The organism is Microbispora sp. H10836 (genome assembly GCF_012999525.1).
Taxonomy (GTDB): domain Bacteria; phylum Actinomycetota; class Actinomycetes; order Streptosporangiales; family Streptosporangiaceae; genus Microbispora.
Genome location: NZ_JABBWU010000021.1, coordinates 143,468 through 161,992, shown reverse-complemented (window position 1 = coordinate 161,992; position 18,525 = coordinate 143,468). Strand labels below are relative to the sequence as shown.

The following is an 18,525-nucleotide window of genomic DNA, read 5'->3' as shown; positions in this document are numbered from 1 at the left end:
GGTTACGGCGGTTATAGCGGCAGGGAAACACCCGGTTACTTTCCGAACCCGGAAGTTAAGCCTGCCAGCGCCGATGGTACTGCACCGGGGACGGTGTGGGAGAGTAGGACACCGCCGGACAATCTTTGTAGGAAGGGCCACCCCGTATGGGGTGGCCCTTCCGCATTTCCAGACCTTTTCATTTCCTGCGGGGTTCGGGATGGGTCCCCCAGGTTCCGTGCCGAGACCGTGGTGGTGCCGCCGGCCCGATCCCGCGCCTGTATCAGGCCCGGAACCCGACTGCGTGCTGTCCGCCAGCAGGCCGGGCAACGAGAGACGGGTGCGCCACCTGCCTGGTCCTGACGGACTGGCGGACCACAGACCCGGCGACGACATAGAAGACGACATAGAAGTGGTGGGATCCAGCCCCGGCCGAATACGGCCGGGGCTTTCGCATATCCGGAGGCACATCCAGAGGCAAGGGCGGGGGCGGCGTCACAGGGGCGGTGGTGGAATTTCAGGGGACGGTGGGGGCCAGGCCGATGGCCGACCTGAGGCCGAGGTGAGGCCGACGATGCTGGGCGTGAGCGTCCAGGAAAATGCTGCGCGTGAGCGTCGGGGGAGCGGAGCGGGCGGGAGGGAGGACCGCAGCGAAGGCCCAGCGGAGCGGGCTTCGCGAGGACCGGACCTTCCGGCCGGCGCAGTGACCAACCCCCACCCACACCCCGAGGCCCCCCACCCCAACACGCGCCCCAGCCACCCAGTCCCCGTCCCAGCCACCCAGTCCCCGTCCCAGCTTTCACGGCCCAACTCCCAGCGGCCCCGTCTCCCCCACGCCGTCCACGTCTCAGCTGTCGCCGTGCCACGTTTCAGCGGCGCGCGCCTCCCGCCCCGTCGCCTGTTCCACCCATCCCGCGTCCCTCGCCCACGTAGTCGCCGCGGGGTCAGTTCCTGCCGCGCCGGGGTCGAGTACTGATTTCAAGGGGCGGGAGCCATCGACCGGGCCGCGGTACCCGCGAGAGAATCGGCGGGTGCTACTGGAGACGCCACGGTTGTCCTCCCGCTGTTTTACGGCCCGGGGACGCGTAGGCATTCGCCGTCTGCCGCCCGGGTCGCCCGCACCCGGGCCGATCGCCGCCGGTCCCCACAGCGTCCCGGTCAGCGTCCCGGTCAGCGTTCCAGTTAGAGCCTCGCTCCGGACAGCGTCTCGGTCCGGGCAGTCACTCGGGCCGACAGCCGTATGGCATGGAAGCCGGACGCTGCTCCCGCTGCCAAACCCGCTGCCAAACCCGCTGCCAAACCCGCTGCCAAACCCGCTGCCAAACCCGCTGCCAAACCCGCTGCCAAACCCGCTGGCGAACCCGCTGCCGAACCCGCTGGCGAACCCGCTGGCGAAGCTGCTGGCGGACAAGCGCCAGCGGGGGGAGGATGCGGCCGCCTTTCCCGTCCTCTTTCCGCAGGCAGGATTGCGGGCCCGTACTGTGTCGGAGGCGCGGGAGACACCTCAAATTGAGCTCGATATCGGCCCCGGAGAGACATGCTTCAGGGCAGCGCCATCGTTATCGAAAATGCTTTCGATATGAGAATTATGGCATCTTCGTCGCGCAATTCGATCTTCATTGCCCTCGTCGTGAATCGTGTCTCATGTGAGCGGCGTACGGGGGCCTACCTGCAAGATCGTGTTTCGGGAACCCGTCATCGGTGGCGTCCGTTGTGATCTACTGAAGGCGTGCCGTCGTTCGGGGTGACTGTGAGAAATGTTTGCGAAGGGTTCCATGGGGTAGGCGGGTTTGAGAGTTACCCTGGAAGGGCTGACGGAATTGACGATGAAGACATGAGTACCCGGCCTGCACATTATCCAGCCAACAACACTTAAACGGCCGGGCGTGTCGGTGGGGGTTCGCTGAATCGTCGATTACGGTTCCGTGTGTCGGGACGAGCCCGGAAAAGGACAAGCCGGAAAAGGACGAACCGATGGGGGCTGTGCGCAAGGTGGCGAGCTACCTTGGCCTAGGTGGGGCAGAGCAGTACGACGACGAGACCTATGCCGAGGACGAGTACGAGGACGACTGGATGCCGGCGGCCGAGCGTGCCGCCAAGCGTTGGCAGCCCAACGCCGACCCGGCCCGGATCGTCATGGTTCGCCCGCAGAAGTACGACGACGCCCTGACGATCGGCCGGCACTTCCGCGAGGGCCACACGGTGGTCATGGACGTGGCGAGCATGTCGACGGCGGAGGCCACGCGAATGGTCGACTTCGCCGCAGGCTTGGCCTACGGCTGTGAGGGACGCATCGAGCGGATCGCGGACAAGGTCTTCCTGATCACTCCGGCGACGGTGGAGGTCTCCACCGCCTGAAGCACATCCGTGTGATCGCCTGGAGCGCATCCGCGTACGAGACTGTGCCCGCCGCCCTTCTGGGCGGCGGGCACAGTCGTCTGCGGTGCAGGCGTCCTACGCGGCCCGCGGGCCCCGGCGCAGGAGGGTGGACACCTCCGTCAGGTCCCGGGCGGCGGCGGAGGCGCGCTCCTCGGACTCCCTGGCGTACTCGTGCAGGGCCCAGACGGCTTTGTCGGCGAGGTCGGCGAGCTTGCCGGCCCGTGTCTGGACGTACCGCACGTCTGAGTGTTCCTTGATGCGATGGCGCCACAGCAGGTGCCCGCCCGCGGCGCCGATCATCAGGCCCACGAGGGCGAGCGGCAGCGAGACCACGAACCCGGCGGCGAAGACGACGACGGCGAGGACCAGGAGGACGTAGCCGGCCCAGGGCCGGGTGCGCTTCGGCACGCAGTCGGTGACGAGCCGCTGCTCGGCCGCCGCCATCGACTCCTGGTCGGGACCCTCGGGCCTGAGCGTGATCGGATAGCCGAGGATCGGCACGTGCAGGGTGTCGGGCGGCGGTTCGCGCACGACCTCGACGAGGGACTCGGCGGCCGCCCTGACGGCAGGCGCGGCCACGTGCAGGGCGAGCGCCGCCATGTGGGGGTCGGCGTCGGGACGCAGGTCCTCCAGCAGATGCCCGGTGAGCGAGCTCAGCGGTCCTTCCTGGCCGCGCTGGCCCGCCAGGGCGCGGAGCACGGCCAGCGGCTCGTCCTCGGCCCACACGGTGCCGCGTACGACCTTGGTGACCTCGCCGGTCTGCCGGGTGGAGGTGATCTCGGTGCAGCGCTCGCGCAGGCGGTTCAGGGTGGCCGACGCCCGCAGCGACCGTTCGATCTCGGGGACCTTGGCCAGTTCGGGGAACGCCTCCAACGAGGCAGGCACGGCCGTCTCCGGCAGACCGGGCACGAGGGCCTTGAGCCACCGGTCGTCGGTGGCCGGCACGTCGACCGCGTCCAGCTTGCGCAGTACGAAGATCTTGCCGACCGGTCCGTACGCCCCGCGTGCGGCGGCGAGCCACAGCGCCCGCTGGCCGGGGGTCACCGGGCGGTCTTCGGACAGGTCGCCGAAGGCGGTGCCGAGCCAGGAGGCGTGGATCCGGTCGCCGTGGCCGCAGACGGCGAGGGCCAGGCACAGGAACAGGGCGGTGCGCCGCTCGTCCAGCTGGTTCGCCAGGGCCAGTGGCTCCAGGGCGTCCTTGCCGGACGTGATGAGGACGAGGGCCTCGACGGCGGGCCCCAGCCAGTAGCCCGGCACGTCCGTGATCCCCGGCGGCAGGTCGGGCGCCGTCCCGTCGGCCGCCAGGCTGACGATCAGCGCCTCGGCGTAGTGGTGCAGCTCCGTGGCCTCGGCCAGGTTTTCGAAGTCCGGACTCGTGGTCAGGTCCATGCTCACGCGGAACGCTCCCCGAGGAGTCGGCTGGCACTCCCTTGACCGCGCCAGACTAGACGCATGGTGCGACAGTTACGGACGAGGCGCGCCGGGGACGACCCTGACCCGTGGAAACGGCAAGGCCGGACCGCCCCGGAACGGGCGGCCGGCCATGATCGAGCGGGGACGCCGTGCCCTGACGCGAGGACGGCGTCAGTGGCCTCGAGAGGGCCGCTCCCGGTGCAGGGCGCGCCCTTCCCGATGTCCCCCGGAGCGGTGTACCCCGGAGCGGTGTACCCCGGAGCGGTGTACCCCGGAGCGGTGTACCCCGGAGCGGTGTACCCCGGAGCGGTGTACCCCGGAGCGGTGTCCGCCGGAGCGGGATCCGGCACCCCGCTCACATCCGCTCGGGGACTTCGATGCCGAGCAGATCGAGCCCGCGCAGCAGCACGCGCAGGGTGAGCGCGGACAGAGCCAGACGCGACTGCCGTACGGACTCCTCCTCGGCCTTGAGGACCGGGCAGCCCTCGTAGAACGAGGTGAACGCCTGGGCCACGTCGAACAGGTAGTTGCACAGCCGGTGGGGCTCGGAGAGTTCGGCGACGGCGGCGACGACCGAGCCGAAGCCGAGCAGCTGCAGCGCGAGCGCCCGCTCGGCCGGGTGACCCAGCGTGATCGGACCGGTGACCGACTCCGGCTCGACCCCGCCGTTGCGGAAGATCGACCGGATGCGGGCGGTGGCGTACTGGAGGTACGGCCCGGTGTTGCCGGTGAGGGCGAGCATGCGGTCGAAATCGAACACGTACTCGCTGTCGTGGCTCACCGACAGGTCCGCGTACTTGACGGCGCCCATGCCGACCTGGCGCGCGATCTGCCGGCGGGCCTCCGGGTCGTACCCGCGCTCGGCGATGACCGCCTCGGCCCGGACGACGGCCTCGTCGAGCAGCTCGGTGAGCTTGATCGAGGCGCCGCTGCGGGTCTTGAACATCTTGCCGTCGCTGCCGAGCACGCTGCCGATCTGCACGTGCTCCGCCTTCACGTCGTCGTGCAGCCAGCCGGCCATCCGCGCCGCGGCGAAGACCATCTGGAAGTGGAGCGACTGGGTGGCGCCCACGACGTACAGGACACGGTCGGCCTTCAGGTCGCGCACCCGGTAGCGGATGGCGGCGAGGTCGGTGGTGGCGTAGCCGTACCCGCCGTCGCTCTTGCGGACGATGAGCGGCAGCGGCTGGTCGTCACGGCCCTTGAATCCGGGCGGGAACACACACAGCGCGCCCTCGCTGATCTCGGCCACGCCCGTGCGCTCCAGCTCGTCGCAGACGTCGGCGAGCATGGGGTTGTACATGCTCTCGCCGGCGATGTCGTCGTCGGTCAGCGTGACGCCGAGCGTCCGGTACACCTTGGTGAAGTAGCGGTTGCTGCAGTCGATGAACTCGCGCCACAGCCGCAGGGTCTCCGGGTCGCCGCCCTGCAGCAGCGGCACCCGGCGGCGGGACCGCTGCTGGAACTCGCTGTCGTTGTCGAACTTGTGCCGCGCCGCCTGGTAGAAGGCGTTGCCGTCGCCGGCGGCCAGCATGCCGAGGGCCTCCTCCTCGCCGATGTCGAGGAGGTGCTCGATGAGCATGCCGAACTGGGTGCCCCAGTCGCCGAGGTGGTTCTGCCGGATCACCTGGTTGCCGACGTGCTCATGGGTACGCGCGAGGGTGTCGCCGACGATCGTGGTGCGCAGGTGGCCGACGTGCATCTCCTTGGCGGCGTTCGGCGCCGAGTAGTCGACGATCACGGTCTGCGGGGCCGGCTGCGGCACGCCGATGCGCTCGTCGAGCAGCCGCTGCCCGGCCTGCTCGGCGATCCAGCCGTCGCGGAGCGTCAGATTGAGGAACCCGGGCCCGCTGACCTCCACGCTCACGTCGTTCGTGTCGAGGTGATCGGCGATCGCCTGGGCGACCTCCCGCGGGGCACGTCGGAGCCGCTTGGCCAGGCTGAGCGCGACGTTCGCCTGGTAGTCGGCGAACTGGGAGGGCCTGATCAGCGGATCTTCGGTGGCGTACTCCGGACCGAAGGCGGAACCCAGCGCCTGCTGGACCCGCTCGGTGAGCACGAGCTGCGGGTCGGTCATGCGTCAAGCTTATCGGCGCGCGCCTCCCGCCCGCCGTCCTATATCCGGTGTCACCAGCGGCGGTGCGGCTTGTTGTTTGAGGCGATCCGCTCGCCGATCCTGGCGACGATGCCCTGGGCCGACAGGCGGGCCGCGAGCTCGCAGGCGGCGGCGACGCCGCGCGCCCGTGACGAGCCGTGCGCGATCACCACGGTGCCGTTGAGACCGAGCAGCACGGCCCCGCCGTGCGCCTCGGGATCGAGCCGGCCGGCCAGCTCCCGGAGCCGGGACCGCTGCAGCATCCCGCCGAGTCTGGCCACGCGGCTGTCCGCGATCGCCTCCCTGAACTGCTCGAAGGCGTACCGCACCGTGCCCTCGACGGTCTTGAGCGCGATGTTGCCGGTGAACCCGTCGGCGACGACCACGTCGACCTTGCGGGTGAGCAGGTCGTGCCCCTCGATGTTGCCGGTGAAGTCGATGCCGGGCGTGGCGGCCAGCAGCTCGTGAGCACGCTTGGCGAGTTTGTTGCCCTTCTCCGCCTCGGCGCCGATCGTGAGCAGGCCGACGCGGGGACGCCGCATGCCGAGCGCCGTCTCGGCGTAGGCCACGCCGAGGTGGGCGAACTGCACCAGCATCTCCGGCTTGGCGTCGGCCGTGGCGCCCGCGTCGAGCAGCACGGTCGGCTGGGGCAGGGTCGGCAGGCCGACCGCGATCGCGGGGCGTACGACCCCCTGCTGGGCCCGCAGCCGCAGTCGGCCGGTGGCGACGACGCCCGCCGTCGACCCCGCGGACACGACCGCGCAGGCGTCGCCACGCCGGACGAGGTGGCAGGCGACGGCGATGCTGGACCGGGGCCGTCTCAGGCTCGCCAGCGCGCCCTCGTCCATCGCCAGCGCCTCCTCCGCGCGGACGATGGGAATCTCGGTGACGGCGTCGTGCTCGGCCAGCTCCTGGTAGAGCAGGCGGGGATGACCGACGAGGACGACGGGCACGCCCCGCTCCCGCACGGCCTGTACGGCTCCCGCGACGATCTCCGCGGGCGCGTTGTCGCCGCCCATGGCGTCGAGCGCCACGGGCAGCGCACGGCCGGTGGGCTGCATGGCCGCATCGTAGGCCGTCAGCGAAGTGTCCTGCGGTAGACCAGGATCTTGCCGAACCGCGCGTTGCCGGTGACGCGGATCAGCGGGCCGTCGCCGTCGCCGTTCCCACCGGTCACCGAGCGCTTCGAGAAGACCGCGCTGCCCTCGTCGATCACCCTGGCGTCGGCCGGCACGGTGACGATGAGCTTGCCGCAGAAGGAGTTCAGCTCCAGCGTCACCTCACGGCCGGGCAGCACCGCGTCGCTGAGGTCCACGATCAGCGCCCCGAAGACCGAGCTGAGTTCGGTGTGCCGCCCGGCGACCCAGCGCCCACGCCGTATGATCTTGCTGAACACCGCGGAGACACGGTGCCGCTCCGTGGAGGGCGTGGCCGGGGGATGGGCCGCGTCGGGCAGGTCCCTGATCAGGGGCACGAGGTCGCCGACGGTCACCGCGGCGTAGGCGGCGTCGAGCCGGTCCGCGTGCTCGACGCTCGTCAGGCGGCCGGTGGCCAGCGCCTCGCCGAGGACGGCGGCGACCCGGTCGCGGTCGGCGTCCGAAGCGCGCTGTGCGGGGTCGTCGCCCGCATGGGGGATGAGGAGAGTCACTCCGCCAGCGTAACTCCAATCGAGATATGTCGCGATATGCCGAGGTCGTGATCGGTCCTGGCGGGGCCGGGTCGCGAGGCCCGGCGGCGCGTCGCTAAAAGTGAGCGGAAAGATCTGTCGCCGGGCCTGGGCGTCGTGTTTACCGTGGCTTTCTCCGGAGGCGGGATTGCGGTGACCGCGAAGTGGTCGTCCGGGCCTTGATATGCCGACTTTCCGGGCGGGTACGGGGCGGGGATCCCCTGGTCGGCAGGGCTTTCCGCCGTGATCGGGAGTGATAGAAATGCCGACGTCTTTGTCGGCGTGCTCGCCGACGCACGGGGGTTCTTGGGTTCGTCATTCCCACTCTCGTGAAAAGGAATATGAACCGGGGGCAAGTCAATGAAACGAGTGGTTAGGACAGCCGTCGTCGCCGTCACGATCGGTATCGCCGGCATGCTCGCCGCACCCGCGCAGGCCGACGTGTGCGCGCAGAAGTGCACCGAGCACCGGGTCGAGACGCTGGCGAGGCTTCTGGCCGATCTGCAGGGCACGGCCGTCGGCGGGGCGACGAGCGGCGTCGCCGCGCAGGCCGACGCGGCCGCCGAGGTGGCGGTGAACCTGACCGCTGACATCAGGGCCCACCTCGTCGCCGTCGCGAAGCTCTGCGGCACCGTGACGGCCGGCCTGTCGGCCGAGGCGAACGCCCAGATCAACGCCGCGGCCGACATCGCGGCCGACATCGTGGCCGACGCGACCGTCACCGTCACCGCCAACGTGGTCGCCCGGCTGGAGGCCCACCTGACGGCCGCCCTGGTCGCGGTCGCGGACGTCAACGCGGCGCTGGCCGCCAAGGTGGACGTCGCCGCGGATCTCGCCGCCCAGGTCGGCAGGCCGGTCGTCGCCGTCACCGGCCAGACCGCCGCCGCCGTGGACGCTTCGGCGGCGGCCGTCGCCACCGTGGGCGCCGCTGTCCACGCCGGGCTCAACGTCACCGCCAGGCTCAACGCGCTGCTCAGCCTCAAGGGCGCCGTCGCGGCGACCGCCGGCAGCGCGGGCGGCCTGCTGGCGCTGGTGCCGTGCGACACTCCGGCGGACGGCGCCATGAGCAGCACCCAGACGACGGCCGCCGATGCCGCCGCCCGGGCCGACGCCAACGCCAACGCGGTCACCAGGACCGTCCGTGGCACCACGGACGCTCCGGCGCAGGGAGCCGCCGCGACGACGGGAGCGGCGGCCGAGCTCGTCACCTCCGCGACGGCCACGGCCGACGCCGCGGCGTCGAGCACGGTCTCGTCCGCCCCGGGCACGGTGTCCAGCGTCGCGCCGGCGACCTCGCGGCAGGGCGGGTACGGCAGGTGATCCACGCCTGAGGGCCTCCGCCGCCGCAGTCGAGGCGACATGCCGAACGGCGCCGGAGACCCCGCGTACGGCAGGACCACCGGAAAGACGTCGATGACGAAAACGGCCGGCGCCCCTCGGGGGCGCCGGCCGTTCCGGCGTCGATGCCGGCCGCGCCCCGCAGGGCTAGTTCGGCGAGTCGGTATGCGTGCGCAGGTGGGTGCGCCTGGCGATCTGGGCCTGCAGACGGGCCATCTGCCAGTGCAGCTCGATGAGCTGCTCGGCGATCAGCCCGACGGGAAGCTCCGAGGGATCTTCGGCGGCCAGATTGTCGATCGCCGTCGCCAGGTCGCTCATCCGCCCCTCCCCTATGTCGAATCTCCGTTCGAATCATAGTGGAACGAGCGGCCGTCCCGCATCAGGTTTCGTACACAGGTGCGATATAGCCGCGGGCGAGCGTGTTCGCCGTGATGTTGAACCCGACCACGGCCGGCGGCGTGTCGGTGCCGACGCCCAGGGACTCCACGCCGAGGGCGTGCACGGCGAAGAGGTAGCGGTGCGGATAGCCGGGAGGTGGCGCCGCTCCGCCGTACTCCTTGGTGCTGAAGTCGTTGCGCGCGTGCTTGGCGCCCTCGGGCAGCCCCTTGAAGTCGGGGCCGTTGCCCGCGCCCGCCGGCAGTTCGGTGACACCGGCCGGGATGTCGTACAGCACCCAGTGCCAGAAGCCGCTGCCCGTGGGCGCATCGGGGTCGAAGCAGGTGACGGCGTAGCTCCTGGTGCCCTCGGGGGCGCCCGACCAGCGCAGGTGCGGGGAGACGTTCTGCCCGCTCATGCCCCAGTCGTTGAACACGTGGGCCTCGGGGAGCCGCTCGCCGTCGCGTACGTCGTCGCTCTCGACGGTCAGCGCGGGCACCTCGGGCAGATGGTCGTACGGGATCGGTGGCGGCGTCGGCACGGTCACCCCTCCGTTTCTCTCAGGCCTTGTTGTACGCCTCCAGGACCTCCTGGGGGTCGCCTTCCATTCTGATCTTTCCCTTGTGCAGCCAGATCACCCGGTTGCACGTCTCCTCGATCACGTCGAGGTTGTGGGCGACCAGGAAGACCGTGCCGGCGGAGTCGCGCATCTGCTTGATGCGCTGCTGGCTCTTCTTCTTGAACTCGCGGTCGCCGGTCGCGAGGGCCTCGTCGATGAGCAGCACGTCGTGCGTCTTGGCGGAGGAGATGGCGAAGCGCAGCCGGGCGCCCATGCCGGACGAGTACGTCGACATGGGGAACTGGACGAAGTCGCCGATGCCGGAGAAGTCCACGATCTCGTCGTACTTCTCGCGGACCTCGGCCGGGCTCATGCCCATCGCGTAGCAGCCGAGGATGATGTTGCGCTCGCCCGTCAGCTCCTTCATGAGGGCCGCGTTGACGCCGAGGAGCGACGGCTGGCCGTTGGTGTAGACGGCGCCCTTGTGCGGGGGCAGGAGGCCGGCGATCGCGCGCAGCAGCGTCGACTTGCCCGAGCCGTTGCGGCCGATGATGCCGATGGCGTCGCCGTGGTGGGCGACGAAGCTCACGCCCTTGACGGCGTGGACCTCCTTCATCTGCGGCCGGCCCTGCCGCCGCAGGATGCGCATGAGGGCGTTGGCGGCGTTGCCCTTCTCGGACTCGCTCGCGGCGCCGTACACCTTGTAGACGATGTGCAGGTCGTCCACGATGACTGTCGGGGTCCCGACCTTGGGATTGCGCGTCTCGGGGGTCTGCGTCTCGGAATTCTGTGTCTCGGAATGCTGGGGCGCCACCTGCGACAGCTCCTCGGTCAGCTCAGCCACGGCCGTACCTCTCCTCGGCCCGCCAGAAGTACCAGAAGCCGACGATCAGCGCGAACACTGCCCAGAATAGACATGTCACCCACGCCCAGCGCTCGGGGAATCGCTGGTAGATCAGCAGATCGCGCATGAACTCGATGTAGGCGGCGGCGGGGTTGAACTCCAGGACCCAGCGGAGGAGCTCCGGCAGCTCCCTGGTCTTGTCGTCGATCGCGTAGAAGACGCCGGAGGCGTACAGCCAGGTGCGGGTGATGAACGGCATGAGCTGGTTCAGGTCCCGCATGAACGCGCCGAGGCGGGCCATGAACATGGCCATGCCGATGTTGAAGACGAGCTGCATGAGCAGCGTGACGGGGATCAGCAGCCAGAGCCAGGTGATCGGCTCCCCGGTGACGAGCACCAGGAGGACCAGCACGGCCATGGAGTAGCCGAGCTGCTGGAGTTCCTGCATGGTGTACGCGAGCGGGAGCGAGGCGCGCGGGAAGTGGAGCGCCCGGATGAGCGACAGGTTCGAGGAGATGGACTTGGCGCCGCTGATCACCGTGCGCTGGGTGAAGGTGAACACCATGACGCCGGTGATGAGGAACGCCGGGTAGTTCTCGATCGACTTGCTCTGCCCCAGGATGACGCCGAACATCAGCCAGTACACCGCGGCGTTGAGCAGCGGGGTCAGCACCTGCCAGAGCTGGCCGAGCATCGACTCGGAATACTTCGAGACGTTGCGCGAGGTGGCGTACGTGAGGATGAAGTGCCGCCGGTCCCACAGTTGGCGCAGGTAGGCGGGCATGCTGGGGCGTGCGATGGCGCGTCGTAGTCCGTGACGCTCGGCGAGCGCGGCCAGCGACTCCGGGGCTCGGCCGCCACCCTGGGCCTCCGCGAGCGCGGATTCCGGCTGGCTCATGGCATGGACTCTATTGGATGGAGGTCGGTGGGACGGCTGTCGCACCGAACGTGGCTGCGACTGGTCAAAGGTAGCCCAGGACATCCTCGTCCGGGGACCGGGAGGCGGGTGTCGCCTCCCTCCTTGGCCAAAGGACCGGCACTCTGTCGGTATATGTACTCTAAAGGGGAGTTTGATGCCTTGCTGGGCATTTAAGGTTGGGCTCACAGGAATGTGTGTGACGCCCGACTGACGCACGTGTGACCGAACTGCAACGTGCCGGAGACTCCTCTGGTGCGTCCGGTAAGGGATGCTCCGGACGACTGGCAGGACGTCAGCTGGTTTGACGAAGCCCGGCAAACCGGGTGCTAACCAGCGCGAACGCCCATCCTTAGAGGGAGGACCAATCCACTATGCGCGTGACTAAGGGCGCGAAGATCGCCACCGGCACCGCGCTGCTTGCGCTCGGCGTCGCCGCGTGCGGCGGGGGCGGCGGTTCCAGTAGCGGCGGCGGGGACAACCCCCGGGCCGCGTCGGGAACCGTCTACATCCGTGGCTGTGAGCCCCAGACCGGCTTCGTGCCCGGAAACATCAACGAGACCTGCGGCGGCACGATCAACGACTTCGTGTACAGCAAGCTCGTGAAGTACAACTCGGACACAGCCGCTCCCGAGCTCGACCAGGCCGAGTCGATCGAGACCACCGACAACAAGGTGTGGACGATCAAGCTCAAGTCCGGTCTGAAGTGGACCGACGGCACGCCGGTCACCGCGAAGAACTACGTCGACGCCTGGAACTACACCGCCTACTCGCCGAACGCCCAGCTCGGCAGCTTCTGGTTCGGTGACATCGAGGGCTACGACAAGGTCAACACGCAGGACCCCGACGGCCCCGACGGGCCGAAGGAGGCTCCGAAGCCGGAGACCGACAAGCTGAAGGGCCTGGAGGTCGTCGACGACCTCACCTTCAAGGTCACGCTGACCGCGCCCATCTCGGTGTTCCGCACCAAGCTGGGGTACTCGACCTTCTCGGCCCTGCCGGAGGCGTTCTTCAAGGACCCGAAGGGCTTCGCGCAGAAGCCGGTCACGAACGGCCCCTTCAAGTTCGTGCAGTGGGACCACAACTCGCAGATCATCGTCGAGGCCAACCCCGACTACCCCGGGCCGGAGAAGCCCAAGGTCAAGAAGATCGTCTACAAGATGTACAAGGACGACAACGCGGCCTACGCGGACCTGGTCTCCAACAACCTCGACTTCACCGAGCTGATCCCGCCGTCGGCCCTCGCCGGCGACAAGTGGAAGACCGACCTCGGCGACCGCGCGATCGACGGTCAGCAGGGCGTCATCCAGACGATCACCTTCCCGGTGTACAGCAAGGAGTGGGGCGGCAACGCGGACTTCCGCAAGGCGGTCTCCCTCGCGATCGACCGGAAGACGATCACCGAGAAGATCTTCAACAAGGGTCGTAGCCCGATCAACGGCTGGGTCTCCCCGATCGTCGAGGGCTTCAAGGACGGCGCCTGCGGCGACCTGTGCACCTACAACCCCGCCAAGGCCAAGGAGCTCCTCGCCAAGGCCAAGTCCGAGGGCTACACCCCGCCGGCCGAGTTCCCGATCTGGTCCAACGCCGACGGCACTCACAAGGAGTGGATCGAGGCCACGGTCAACAGCATCAACCAGGCCTTCGGCCCCGACGCCGGCTTCAAGTTCGTGCACAAGGACATGCCCACCTTCGCCGAGCTGCGCGACGTCGTCACGCAGCACAAGCTCAAGGGCGTGCACCGCACCGGCTGGCAGATGGACTACCCGCACATCGAGAACTTCCTGAACCCGCTGTACAAGACCGGAGCCTCCTCCAACGACGGTCTCTACAGCAACAAGGAGCTCGACGCGAAGCTCCACGAGGCCGACACCGCCACCGACCCCGCGCAGGCCAACGCCCTCTACCAGGAGGCCGAGGCTATGCTGCAGCAGGACATGCCCGCGATTCCGCTGTGGTCGTACGGTCTGCAGGCCGGCACCAGCAAGTGGGTGACCGGCGTTAAGGTCACCCCCTTCGGCGTGCTCGACCCGCTGTCGATCGCGATCAAGGAAGCGTAGGACAGCTCGTACGTGAACCCCCCGAGGCCGGTTCCCCCACCGGGGCCGGCCTCGTGGGCTGTCCATTCGCGAACTCCGTGTTGACCCACGGGGGGCGCATGTACGACCTTTAGCGTCAGATCGGAGGTGCGCATGGGCCGATACGCGATCCGGCGCCTGCTGCAACTCGTGCCTGTCGTGCTCGGCACGACGTTCATCATCAACTACATGGTCTGGCAGCTCCCGGGCGACCCGTTCGCGGGGAGATGCGGCCAGCGGCCGTGCCCGGACAGCTATGTCACGGCCATGCGTGAGCAGTTCGGCCTGGACCAGCCGCTCCTGGTGCAGTACTGGAACTTCCTGAAGAACCTGCTCACCGGCAACCTCGGCACCGACTTCAACGGCGTGTCGGTGGCCAGCCAGCTTGGCGACGCCTGGCCGATCACCATCAGGCTCGCGCTGATGGCGGTGGCCTTCGAGGCGATCATCGGGATCGGCGCCGGCGTGCTGTCGGGTCTCAAGCGCGGCGGCTTCATCGACAACGTGGTGACGCTCTCCACGCTGTTCCTGCTCTCTCTGCCGATCTTCGTCACCGCCTACCTGCTGCAGTGGGTGCTCGGCGTGCAGCTGCACGTGATCGAGCCGACGGTGACGGACGCCGCGACGGTTCCCGAGCTGATCGTCCCCGCGCTCGTGCTGGCCAGCCTCAACATGGCGTTCACCGCGCGGCTCACCCGTACGAGCATCGTGGAGAACCTGCGCTCCGACTACGTGCGCACGGCCGTGGCCAAGGGACTGAGTAACCGGCGGGTGGTCGGGATCCACCTGCTGCGCAACTCGCTCATCCCGGTGCTCACGTTCCTCGGCACCGAGGTCGGCTCGCTGATGTCCGGTGCGATCATCACCGAGGGCATCTTCAACATCCACGGCATCGGCGGCCTGTTGTGGCGGGCCATCAACGGTCAGGACTACACGATCGTGGTCCCTGTGGCCACGCTGCTCGTGCTCGTGTACCTGATCTCCAACCTGCTCGTCGACCTCCTCTACGGCGTGCTCGACCCGAGGATCCGCTATGAGTGACCCGACCGCGACGCAAGACCTGATCAAGGGTGCGGACGATCCGGCCGCGAGCCCGGTCACGGTCAGGGACAGCCAGCGCAGCCTCTGGCGCGACACGTGGGACATCCTGAAGCGACGCAAGATCTTCTGGGTCTCGCTCGTGATGCTGATCGTGTTCCTCGTGATGGCGGCCTTCCCGTCGCTGTTCACGCACAAGGACCCGGAGTACGCGACGCTCGCCAAGAGCATGGAGCTGCCCAGCTCGGAGGCCTGGTTCGGCTACGACCTGCAGGGCCGGGACGTATGGGCCAGGACCATCTACGGCGCCCGCACCTCGATCATCGTGGGCGTGCTGGCCACGCTGGCCACCGTCCTGCTCGGCGGCCTGACCGGCGTGCTCGCCGCCTACTTCGGGCGCTGGCTCGACGCGATCATCTCCCGCGTCGGCGAGATGTTCCTCGGCCTGCCGTACGTGCTGGGCGCGATCATCATCCTCGGCACCGTCGCACCGGCCCAGTCGAACCCCGGCAAAGCGATGATCATGGCGGTCGTCATCATCGTGCTGGCCCTGCTGGGCTGGCCGATCCTGATGCGCATCGCCCGCTCGGCCGTCATCCAGGCCAAGCACCAGGACTACGTGCAGGCCGCCAGGGCGCTCGGCGCGGGACCGATGCGGATCATCTTCCGGCACCTGCTGCCGAACTCGCTGGCGCCGATCCTCGTGTACGCCACGATCACGATCGGCAGCTTCATCGGCGCCGAGGCCACGCTGTCGCTGCTCGGCATCGGCCTGCGCTCGCCGGTCATCTCCTGGGGCATCGCGATCGCCGACCACAAGGACTATCTCAGGACCGGTCCGCACGCCATGTTCTTCCCGGCCGGGTTCCTGTCCCTGTGCGTGCTGACCTTCGTCATGCTCGGCGAAGCCGTACGCGACGCCCTCGACCCGAAGCTTCGATGAGGAGGCACAGCGAGTGACGGAAGTGCTTTCCGAGCAGATGGGCAGCGGCTCCCACAGCGGCGCCCTGCTGGAGGTCGACGACCTCCACGTCGAGTTCCGCACCCGGGCGGGCGTGGCCAAGGCCGTCAACGGCGTGACCTACAGCGTGGACGCCGGCGAGACGCTCGCCGTGCTGGGCGAGTCGGGCTCGGGCAAGAGCGTCACCGCCCAGACCATCATGGGCATCCTCGACATCCCGCCGGGGAAGGTGACCGGAGGCGAGATCCGCTTCCGCGGCGTCGACCTGCTCAAGCTCCCCGAGGACCAGCGCAGGAGGATCCGCGGGGAGGGCATCTCCATGGTCTTCCAGGACGCGCTGTCCTCGCTGAACCCGGTCTTCCCGGTCGGCTGGCAGATCGCCGAGATGTTCCGCATGCACCGCGGCACCTCGCGGGCGGACGCGAAGAAGAAGGCCGTCGAGCTGATGGACCGGGTCAGGATCCCGGCCGCCAAGGACCGGGTCAACGACTTCCCGCACCAGTTCTCGGGCGGTATGCGGCAGCGCATCATGATCGCCATGGCGATCGCGCTCGACCCGGAGATCCTGATCGCCGACGAGCCGACCACGGCGCTCGACGTGACCGTCCAGGCCCAGATCATGGGGCTGCTCGCGGAACTGCAGCGCGACAGCAACATGGGACTGATCCTGATCACCCACGACCTCGGCGTCGTCGCCGACGTCGCTGACAAGATCGCGGTCATGTACGGCGGGCGCATCGTCGAGAACGCGCCGGTGCACGAGCTGTACAAGAACCCGGCCCACCCCTACTCGAAGGGGCTGCTCGAATCCATCCCCCGGGTGGACCACAAGGGCCAGGAGCTGTACGCGATCAAGGGCCTGCCGCCCAACCTGCTGGATATGCCGACGGGCTGCGCCTTCCATCCGCGGTGCCCGTACCGGCGGGACAACTGCGTGACCGACGTTCCCCCGCTGTACACGATCAGTGGCACCCGCGGCAGCGCCTGCCACTACTGGAGGGAGGTCATCGATGAAGGCGAGCGCTGAGTCGATCCTCGAAGTCCGCGACCTGGTCAAGCACTTCCCGCTCACCCAGGGCGTCGTCGTCAAGCGGCAGATCGGCGCGATCAAGGCCGTGGACGGGGTCTCCTTCGACCTGCACCGGGGTGAGACGCTCGGCATCGTCGGCGAGTCGGGCTGCGGCAAGTCCACCCTGGCCAAGCTGCTGATGGCGCTGGAGCGGCCCACGTCGGGATCCGTGCGCGTCCACGGCAGGGACATCACGTCGGCCAGGGGCGCGGAGCTGAAGCGGATGCGCCGCAACATCCAGATGGTGATGCAGGACCCCTACACCTCGCTGAACCCGCGGATGACCGTCGGCGACATCGTGGGGGAGCCGTTCGAGATCCACTCGGATGTCGTGCCCAAGGGCGGGCGGCGGCGCCGGGTGCAGGAGCTGCTCGAGGTGGTCGGCCTCAACCCCGACCACATCAACCGCTACCCGCACCAGTTCTCCGGCGGCCAGCGCCAGCGCATCGGCATCGCCCGCGGCCTGGCGCTCCAGCCTGAGATCATCATCTGCGACGAGCCGGTCTCCGCGCTCGACGTGTCCATCCAGGCCCAGGTCATGAACCTGCTGGAGCGGCTGCAGAACGAGTTCGACCTCGCCTACATCTTCATCGCGCACGACCTGTCGGTGGTCCGCCACATCTCCGACCGGGTCGCGGTGATGTACCTCGGCAAGCTCGTCGAGCTGGGCAGCGACGCCGAGATCTACGACAGCCCGACGCATCCGTACACGCAGGCGCTGCTGTCGGCCGTGCCGGTGCCGGATCCGGAGGGCCGGGAGACGCGCCAGCGGATCATCCTCCAGGGCGACCCGCCCTCGCCGGCCAACCCGCCCTCGGGCTGCCACTTCCGCACCCGGTGCTGGAAGGCGCAGGACATCTGCGCCCAGCAGGCGCCGGCGCTCGAGGTGCGCCCAGGCAGCGGCCACCCCAGCGCCTGCCACTTCGCGGAGGTCCGCGACGTGGTGAACGCCCAGTAGGACCGGCCGGTCAGCGCCCGGGCGACAGCCGTACGTGCGCGCCCGGGGGCAGACCCAGGCGGTCGGCGGCGTCCCCGGCGTTGATCGCCATCGCGACCAGGCCGGCGGAGTCGGCGAACGCCACCAGGTCGCCGGGCGGCACGGCGGTGAACGTCTCGCGGAACGGCACGGTGATCTGGCGGCGCCCGAGCCACACGGCGAGGGTGTCGCCGAGCCGTACGCCGAGCTCGGCCAGGTCGGAGGCGGTGATCGACAACTGGACGTTGCCGTGCCTGTCCACCGACAGCACCTCGCCCTCCGCCGCGCCGTCCCGCAACCGGCAGGTCGGCGCGGGCAGGGTCACCAGGCGGTTCACCGGCATCGGCGGCCCCACGTCGGCGACCGCGCGCCCGGTGCACAGGTGGGCGGCCACCGGGGCGAACAGATCCCGTCCCGGGAACGTCGGAGAGACGTTCTCCAGGAACAGGTCCGTGTTCGTCAGCTCGTAGGCCGCGTCGGCGCCTCCGGCGGCACGCACGGCCCACGACAGGATGCCGTTGTCCGGGCCGAGGAACACCCGGCCTCCCGCCTCCACCGCGACCGGGCGCCGGTTGCCGCCCACGGCGGGATCGACGACCGCGAGGTGGACGCCGGCCGGCAGGTAGGGCAGGGTCTGCGCGAGGATGGCCGCGCCGCGCCGTACGTCCCCGGCGGGGACGAGATGACCCACGTCGATGATCCGAGCCTGCGGAGCGATGCCCGCGATCACGCCGTGGCACGCGGCGACGAACCCGTCCTCCAGCCCGTAGTCGGTCAGGAGCGTGATTACAGAGCTCACAACACGTGACACTACGTCCGTCCCGCCCGGCCTGAACACC

At 69.2% G+C, this 18,525-nt stretch carries 16 protein-coding genes and 1 rRNA gene; 8 read left to right on the top strand and 9 right to left on the bottom strand.

Features of this window, described 5'->3' with window-relative positions; all coding sequences use genetic code 11:
* The first annotated feature begins 3 nt into the window (after positions 1 to 3).
* Both rrf and HHX30_RS31820 read left to right on the top strand, forming a co-directional pair.
* A 5S ribosomal RNA gene (gene rrf, locus HHX30_RS31825) occupies positions 4 to 120 on the top strand.
* Between the two features lie 1,833 nt (positions 121 to 1,953).
* Complete coding sequence (locus tag HHX30_RS31820) at positions 1,954 to 2,337, top strand: cell division protein SepF (RefSeq protein ID WP_139578677.1); 384 nt, start codon at positions 1,954 to 1,956, stop codon at positions 2,335 to 2,337.
* Between the two features lie 96 nt (positions 2,338 to 2,433).
* Here the strand turns inward: HHX30_RS31820 and HHX30_RS31815 are convergent, their stop codons facing one another.
* From HHX30_RS31815 to HHX30_RS31800, 4 genes are all read right to left on the bottom strand, one after another.
* Positions 2,434 to 3,747, bottom strand: coding sequence for a hypothetical protein (locus HHX30_RS31815; protein WP_169986610.1), 1,314 nt, complete (start codon positions 3,745 to 3,747; stop codon positions 2,434 to 2,436).
* Positions 3,748 to 4,126: 379 nt separating this feature from the next.
* The gene (argS, locus tag HHX30_RS31810; RefSeq protein ID WP_169986576.1) at positions 4,127 to 5,848 is read right to left on the bottom strand and encodes an arginine--tRNA ligase; all 1,722 of its coding nucleotides are present in this window, start codon (positions 5,846 to 5,848) and stop codon (positions 4,127 to 4,129) included.
* Between the two features lie 50 nt (positions 5,849 to 5,898).
* Positions 5,899 to 6,927, bottom strand: coding sequence for a phosphate acyltransferase PlsX (gene plsX / locus HHX30_RS31805; protein WP_169986574.1), 1,029 nt, complete (start codon positions 6,925 to 6,927; stop codon positions 5,899 to 5,901).
* 17 nt (positions 6,928 to 6,944) lie between these two features.
* Positions 6,945 to 7,514: a DUF1707 domain-containing protein gene (locus HHX30_RS31800; protein WP_311922953.1), complete on the bottom strand. Its 570-nt coding sequence runs from the start codon at positions 7,512 to 7,514 to the stop codon at positions 6,945 to 6,947.
* Between the two features lie 387 nt (positions 7,515 to 7,901).
* Here HHX30_RS31800 and HHX30_RS31795 point away from each other — a divergent pair, with 387 nt between their 5' ends.
* Positions 7,902 to 8,852 carry a hypothetical protein gene (locus HHX30_RS31795; protein ID WP_169986572.1) on the top strand — a complete coding sequence of 317 codons (951 nt, stop codon included), beginning with the start codon at positions 7,902 to 7,904 and terminating at the stop codon, positions 8,850 to 8,852.
* Between the two features lie 165 nt (positions 8,853 to 9,017).
* Here HHX30_RS31795 and HHX30_RS31790 read toward each other — a convergent pair whose 3' ends face one another.
* The 4 genes from HHX30_RS31790 to HHX30_RS31775 all read right to left on the bottom strand — a co-directional run bounded on the left by HHX30_RS31790 (position 9,018) and on the right by HHX30_RS31775 (position 11,546).
* Positions 9,018 to 9,188 carry a hypothetical protein gene (locus tag HHX30_RS31790; protein ID WP_169986570.1) on the bottom strand — a complete coding sequence of 57 codons (171 nt, stop codon included), beginning with the start codon at positions 9,186 to 9,188 and terminating at the stop codon, positions 9,018 to 9,020.
* A 61-nt stretch (positions 9,189 to 9,249) separates the two neighbouring features.
* The gene (locus tag HHX30_RS31785; RefSeq protein ID WP_169986568.1) at positions 9,250 to 9,786 is read right to left on the bottom strand and encodes a YbhB/YbcL family Raf kinase inhibitor-like protein; all 537 of its coding nucleotides are present in this window, start codon (positions 9,784 to 9,786) and stop codon (positions 9,250 to 9,252) included.
* 19 nt (positions 9,787 to 9,805) lie between these two features.
* Positions 9,806 to 10,534 (bottom strand): ABC transporter ATP-binding protein, encoded by a 729-nt coding sequence (locus HHX30_RS31780; RefSeq protein ID WP_310742197.1) that lies wholly within the window; start codon positions 10,532 to 10,534, stop codon positions 9,806 to 9,808.
* Positions 10,535 to 10,640: 106 nt separating this feature from the next.
* Complete coding sequence (locus HHX30_RS31775; protein WP_169986566.1) at positions 10,641 to 11,546, bottom strand: ABC transporter permease; 906 nt, start codon at positions 11,544 to 11,546, stop codon at positions 10,641 to 10,643.
* A 392-nt stretch (positions 11,547 to 11,938) separates the two neighbouring features.
* Between HHX30_RS31775 and HHX30_RS31770 the strand changes: the two genes are divergently transcribed.
* From HHX30_RS31770 to HHX30_RS31750, 5 genes are all read left to right on the top strand, one after another.
* The gene (locus tag HHX30_RS31770) at positions 11,939 to 13,624 is read left to right on the top strand and encodes an ABC transporter substrate-binding protein (protein ID WP_169986564.1); all 1,686 of its coding nucleotides are present in this window, start codon (positions 11,939 to 11,941) and stop codon (positions 13,622 to 13,624) included.
* A 132-nt stretch (positions 13,625 to 13,756) separates the two neighbouring features.
* Positions 13,757 to 14,683: an ABC transporter permease gene (locus tag HHX30_RS31765; protein ID WP_169986562.1), complete on the top strand. Its 927-nt coding sequence runs from the start codon at positions 13,757 to 13,759 to the stop codon at positions 14,681 to 14,683.
* Positions 14,676 to 15,623 carry an ABC transporter permease gene (locus HHX30_RS31760; RefSeq protein ID WP_169986560.1) on the top strand — a complete coding sequence of 316 codons (948 nt, stop codon included), beginning with the start codon at positions 14,676 to 14,678 and terminating at the stop codon, positions 15,621 to 15,623. Before HHX30_RS31765 ends, HHX30_RS31760 begins: the two co-directional genes overlap by 8 nt.
* A gap of 13 nt (positions 15,624 to 15,636) precedes the next feature.
* The gene (locus tag HHX30_RS31755) at positions 15,637 to 16,668 is read left to right on the top strand and encodes an ABC transporter ATP-binding protein (protein WP_311922952.1); all 1,032 of its coding nucleotides are present in this window, start codon (positions 15,637 to 15,639) and stop codon (positions 16,666 to 16,668) included.
* On the top strand, positions 16,652 to 17,668 hold the full coding sequence (locus tag HHX30_RS31750) for an ABC transporter ATP-binding protein (protein WP_169986558.1): 1,017 nt from the start codon (positions 16,652 to 16,654) through the stop codon (positions 17,666 to 17,668). The genes HHX30_RS31755 and HHX30_RS31750 overlap by 17 nt, the downstream gene beginning before the upstream one ends.
* A gap of 10 nt (positions 17,669 to 17,678) precedes the next feature.
* Here the strand turns inward: HHX30_RS31750 and HHX30_RS31745 are convergent, their stop codons facing one another.
* On the bottom strand, positions 17,679 to 18,485 hold the full coding sequence (locus HHX30_RS31745; RefSeq protein WP_169986556.1) for an S-adenosyl-l-methionine hydroxide adenosyltransferase family protein: 807 nt from the start codon (positions 18,483 to 18,485) through the stop codon (positions 17,679 to 17,681).
* Positions 18,486 to 18,525: the final 40 nt, after the last annotated feature.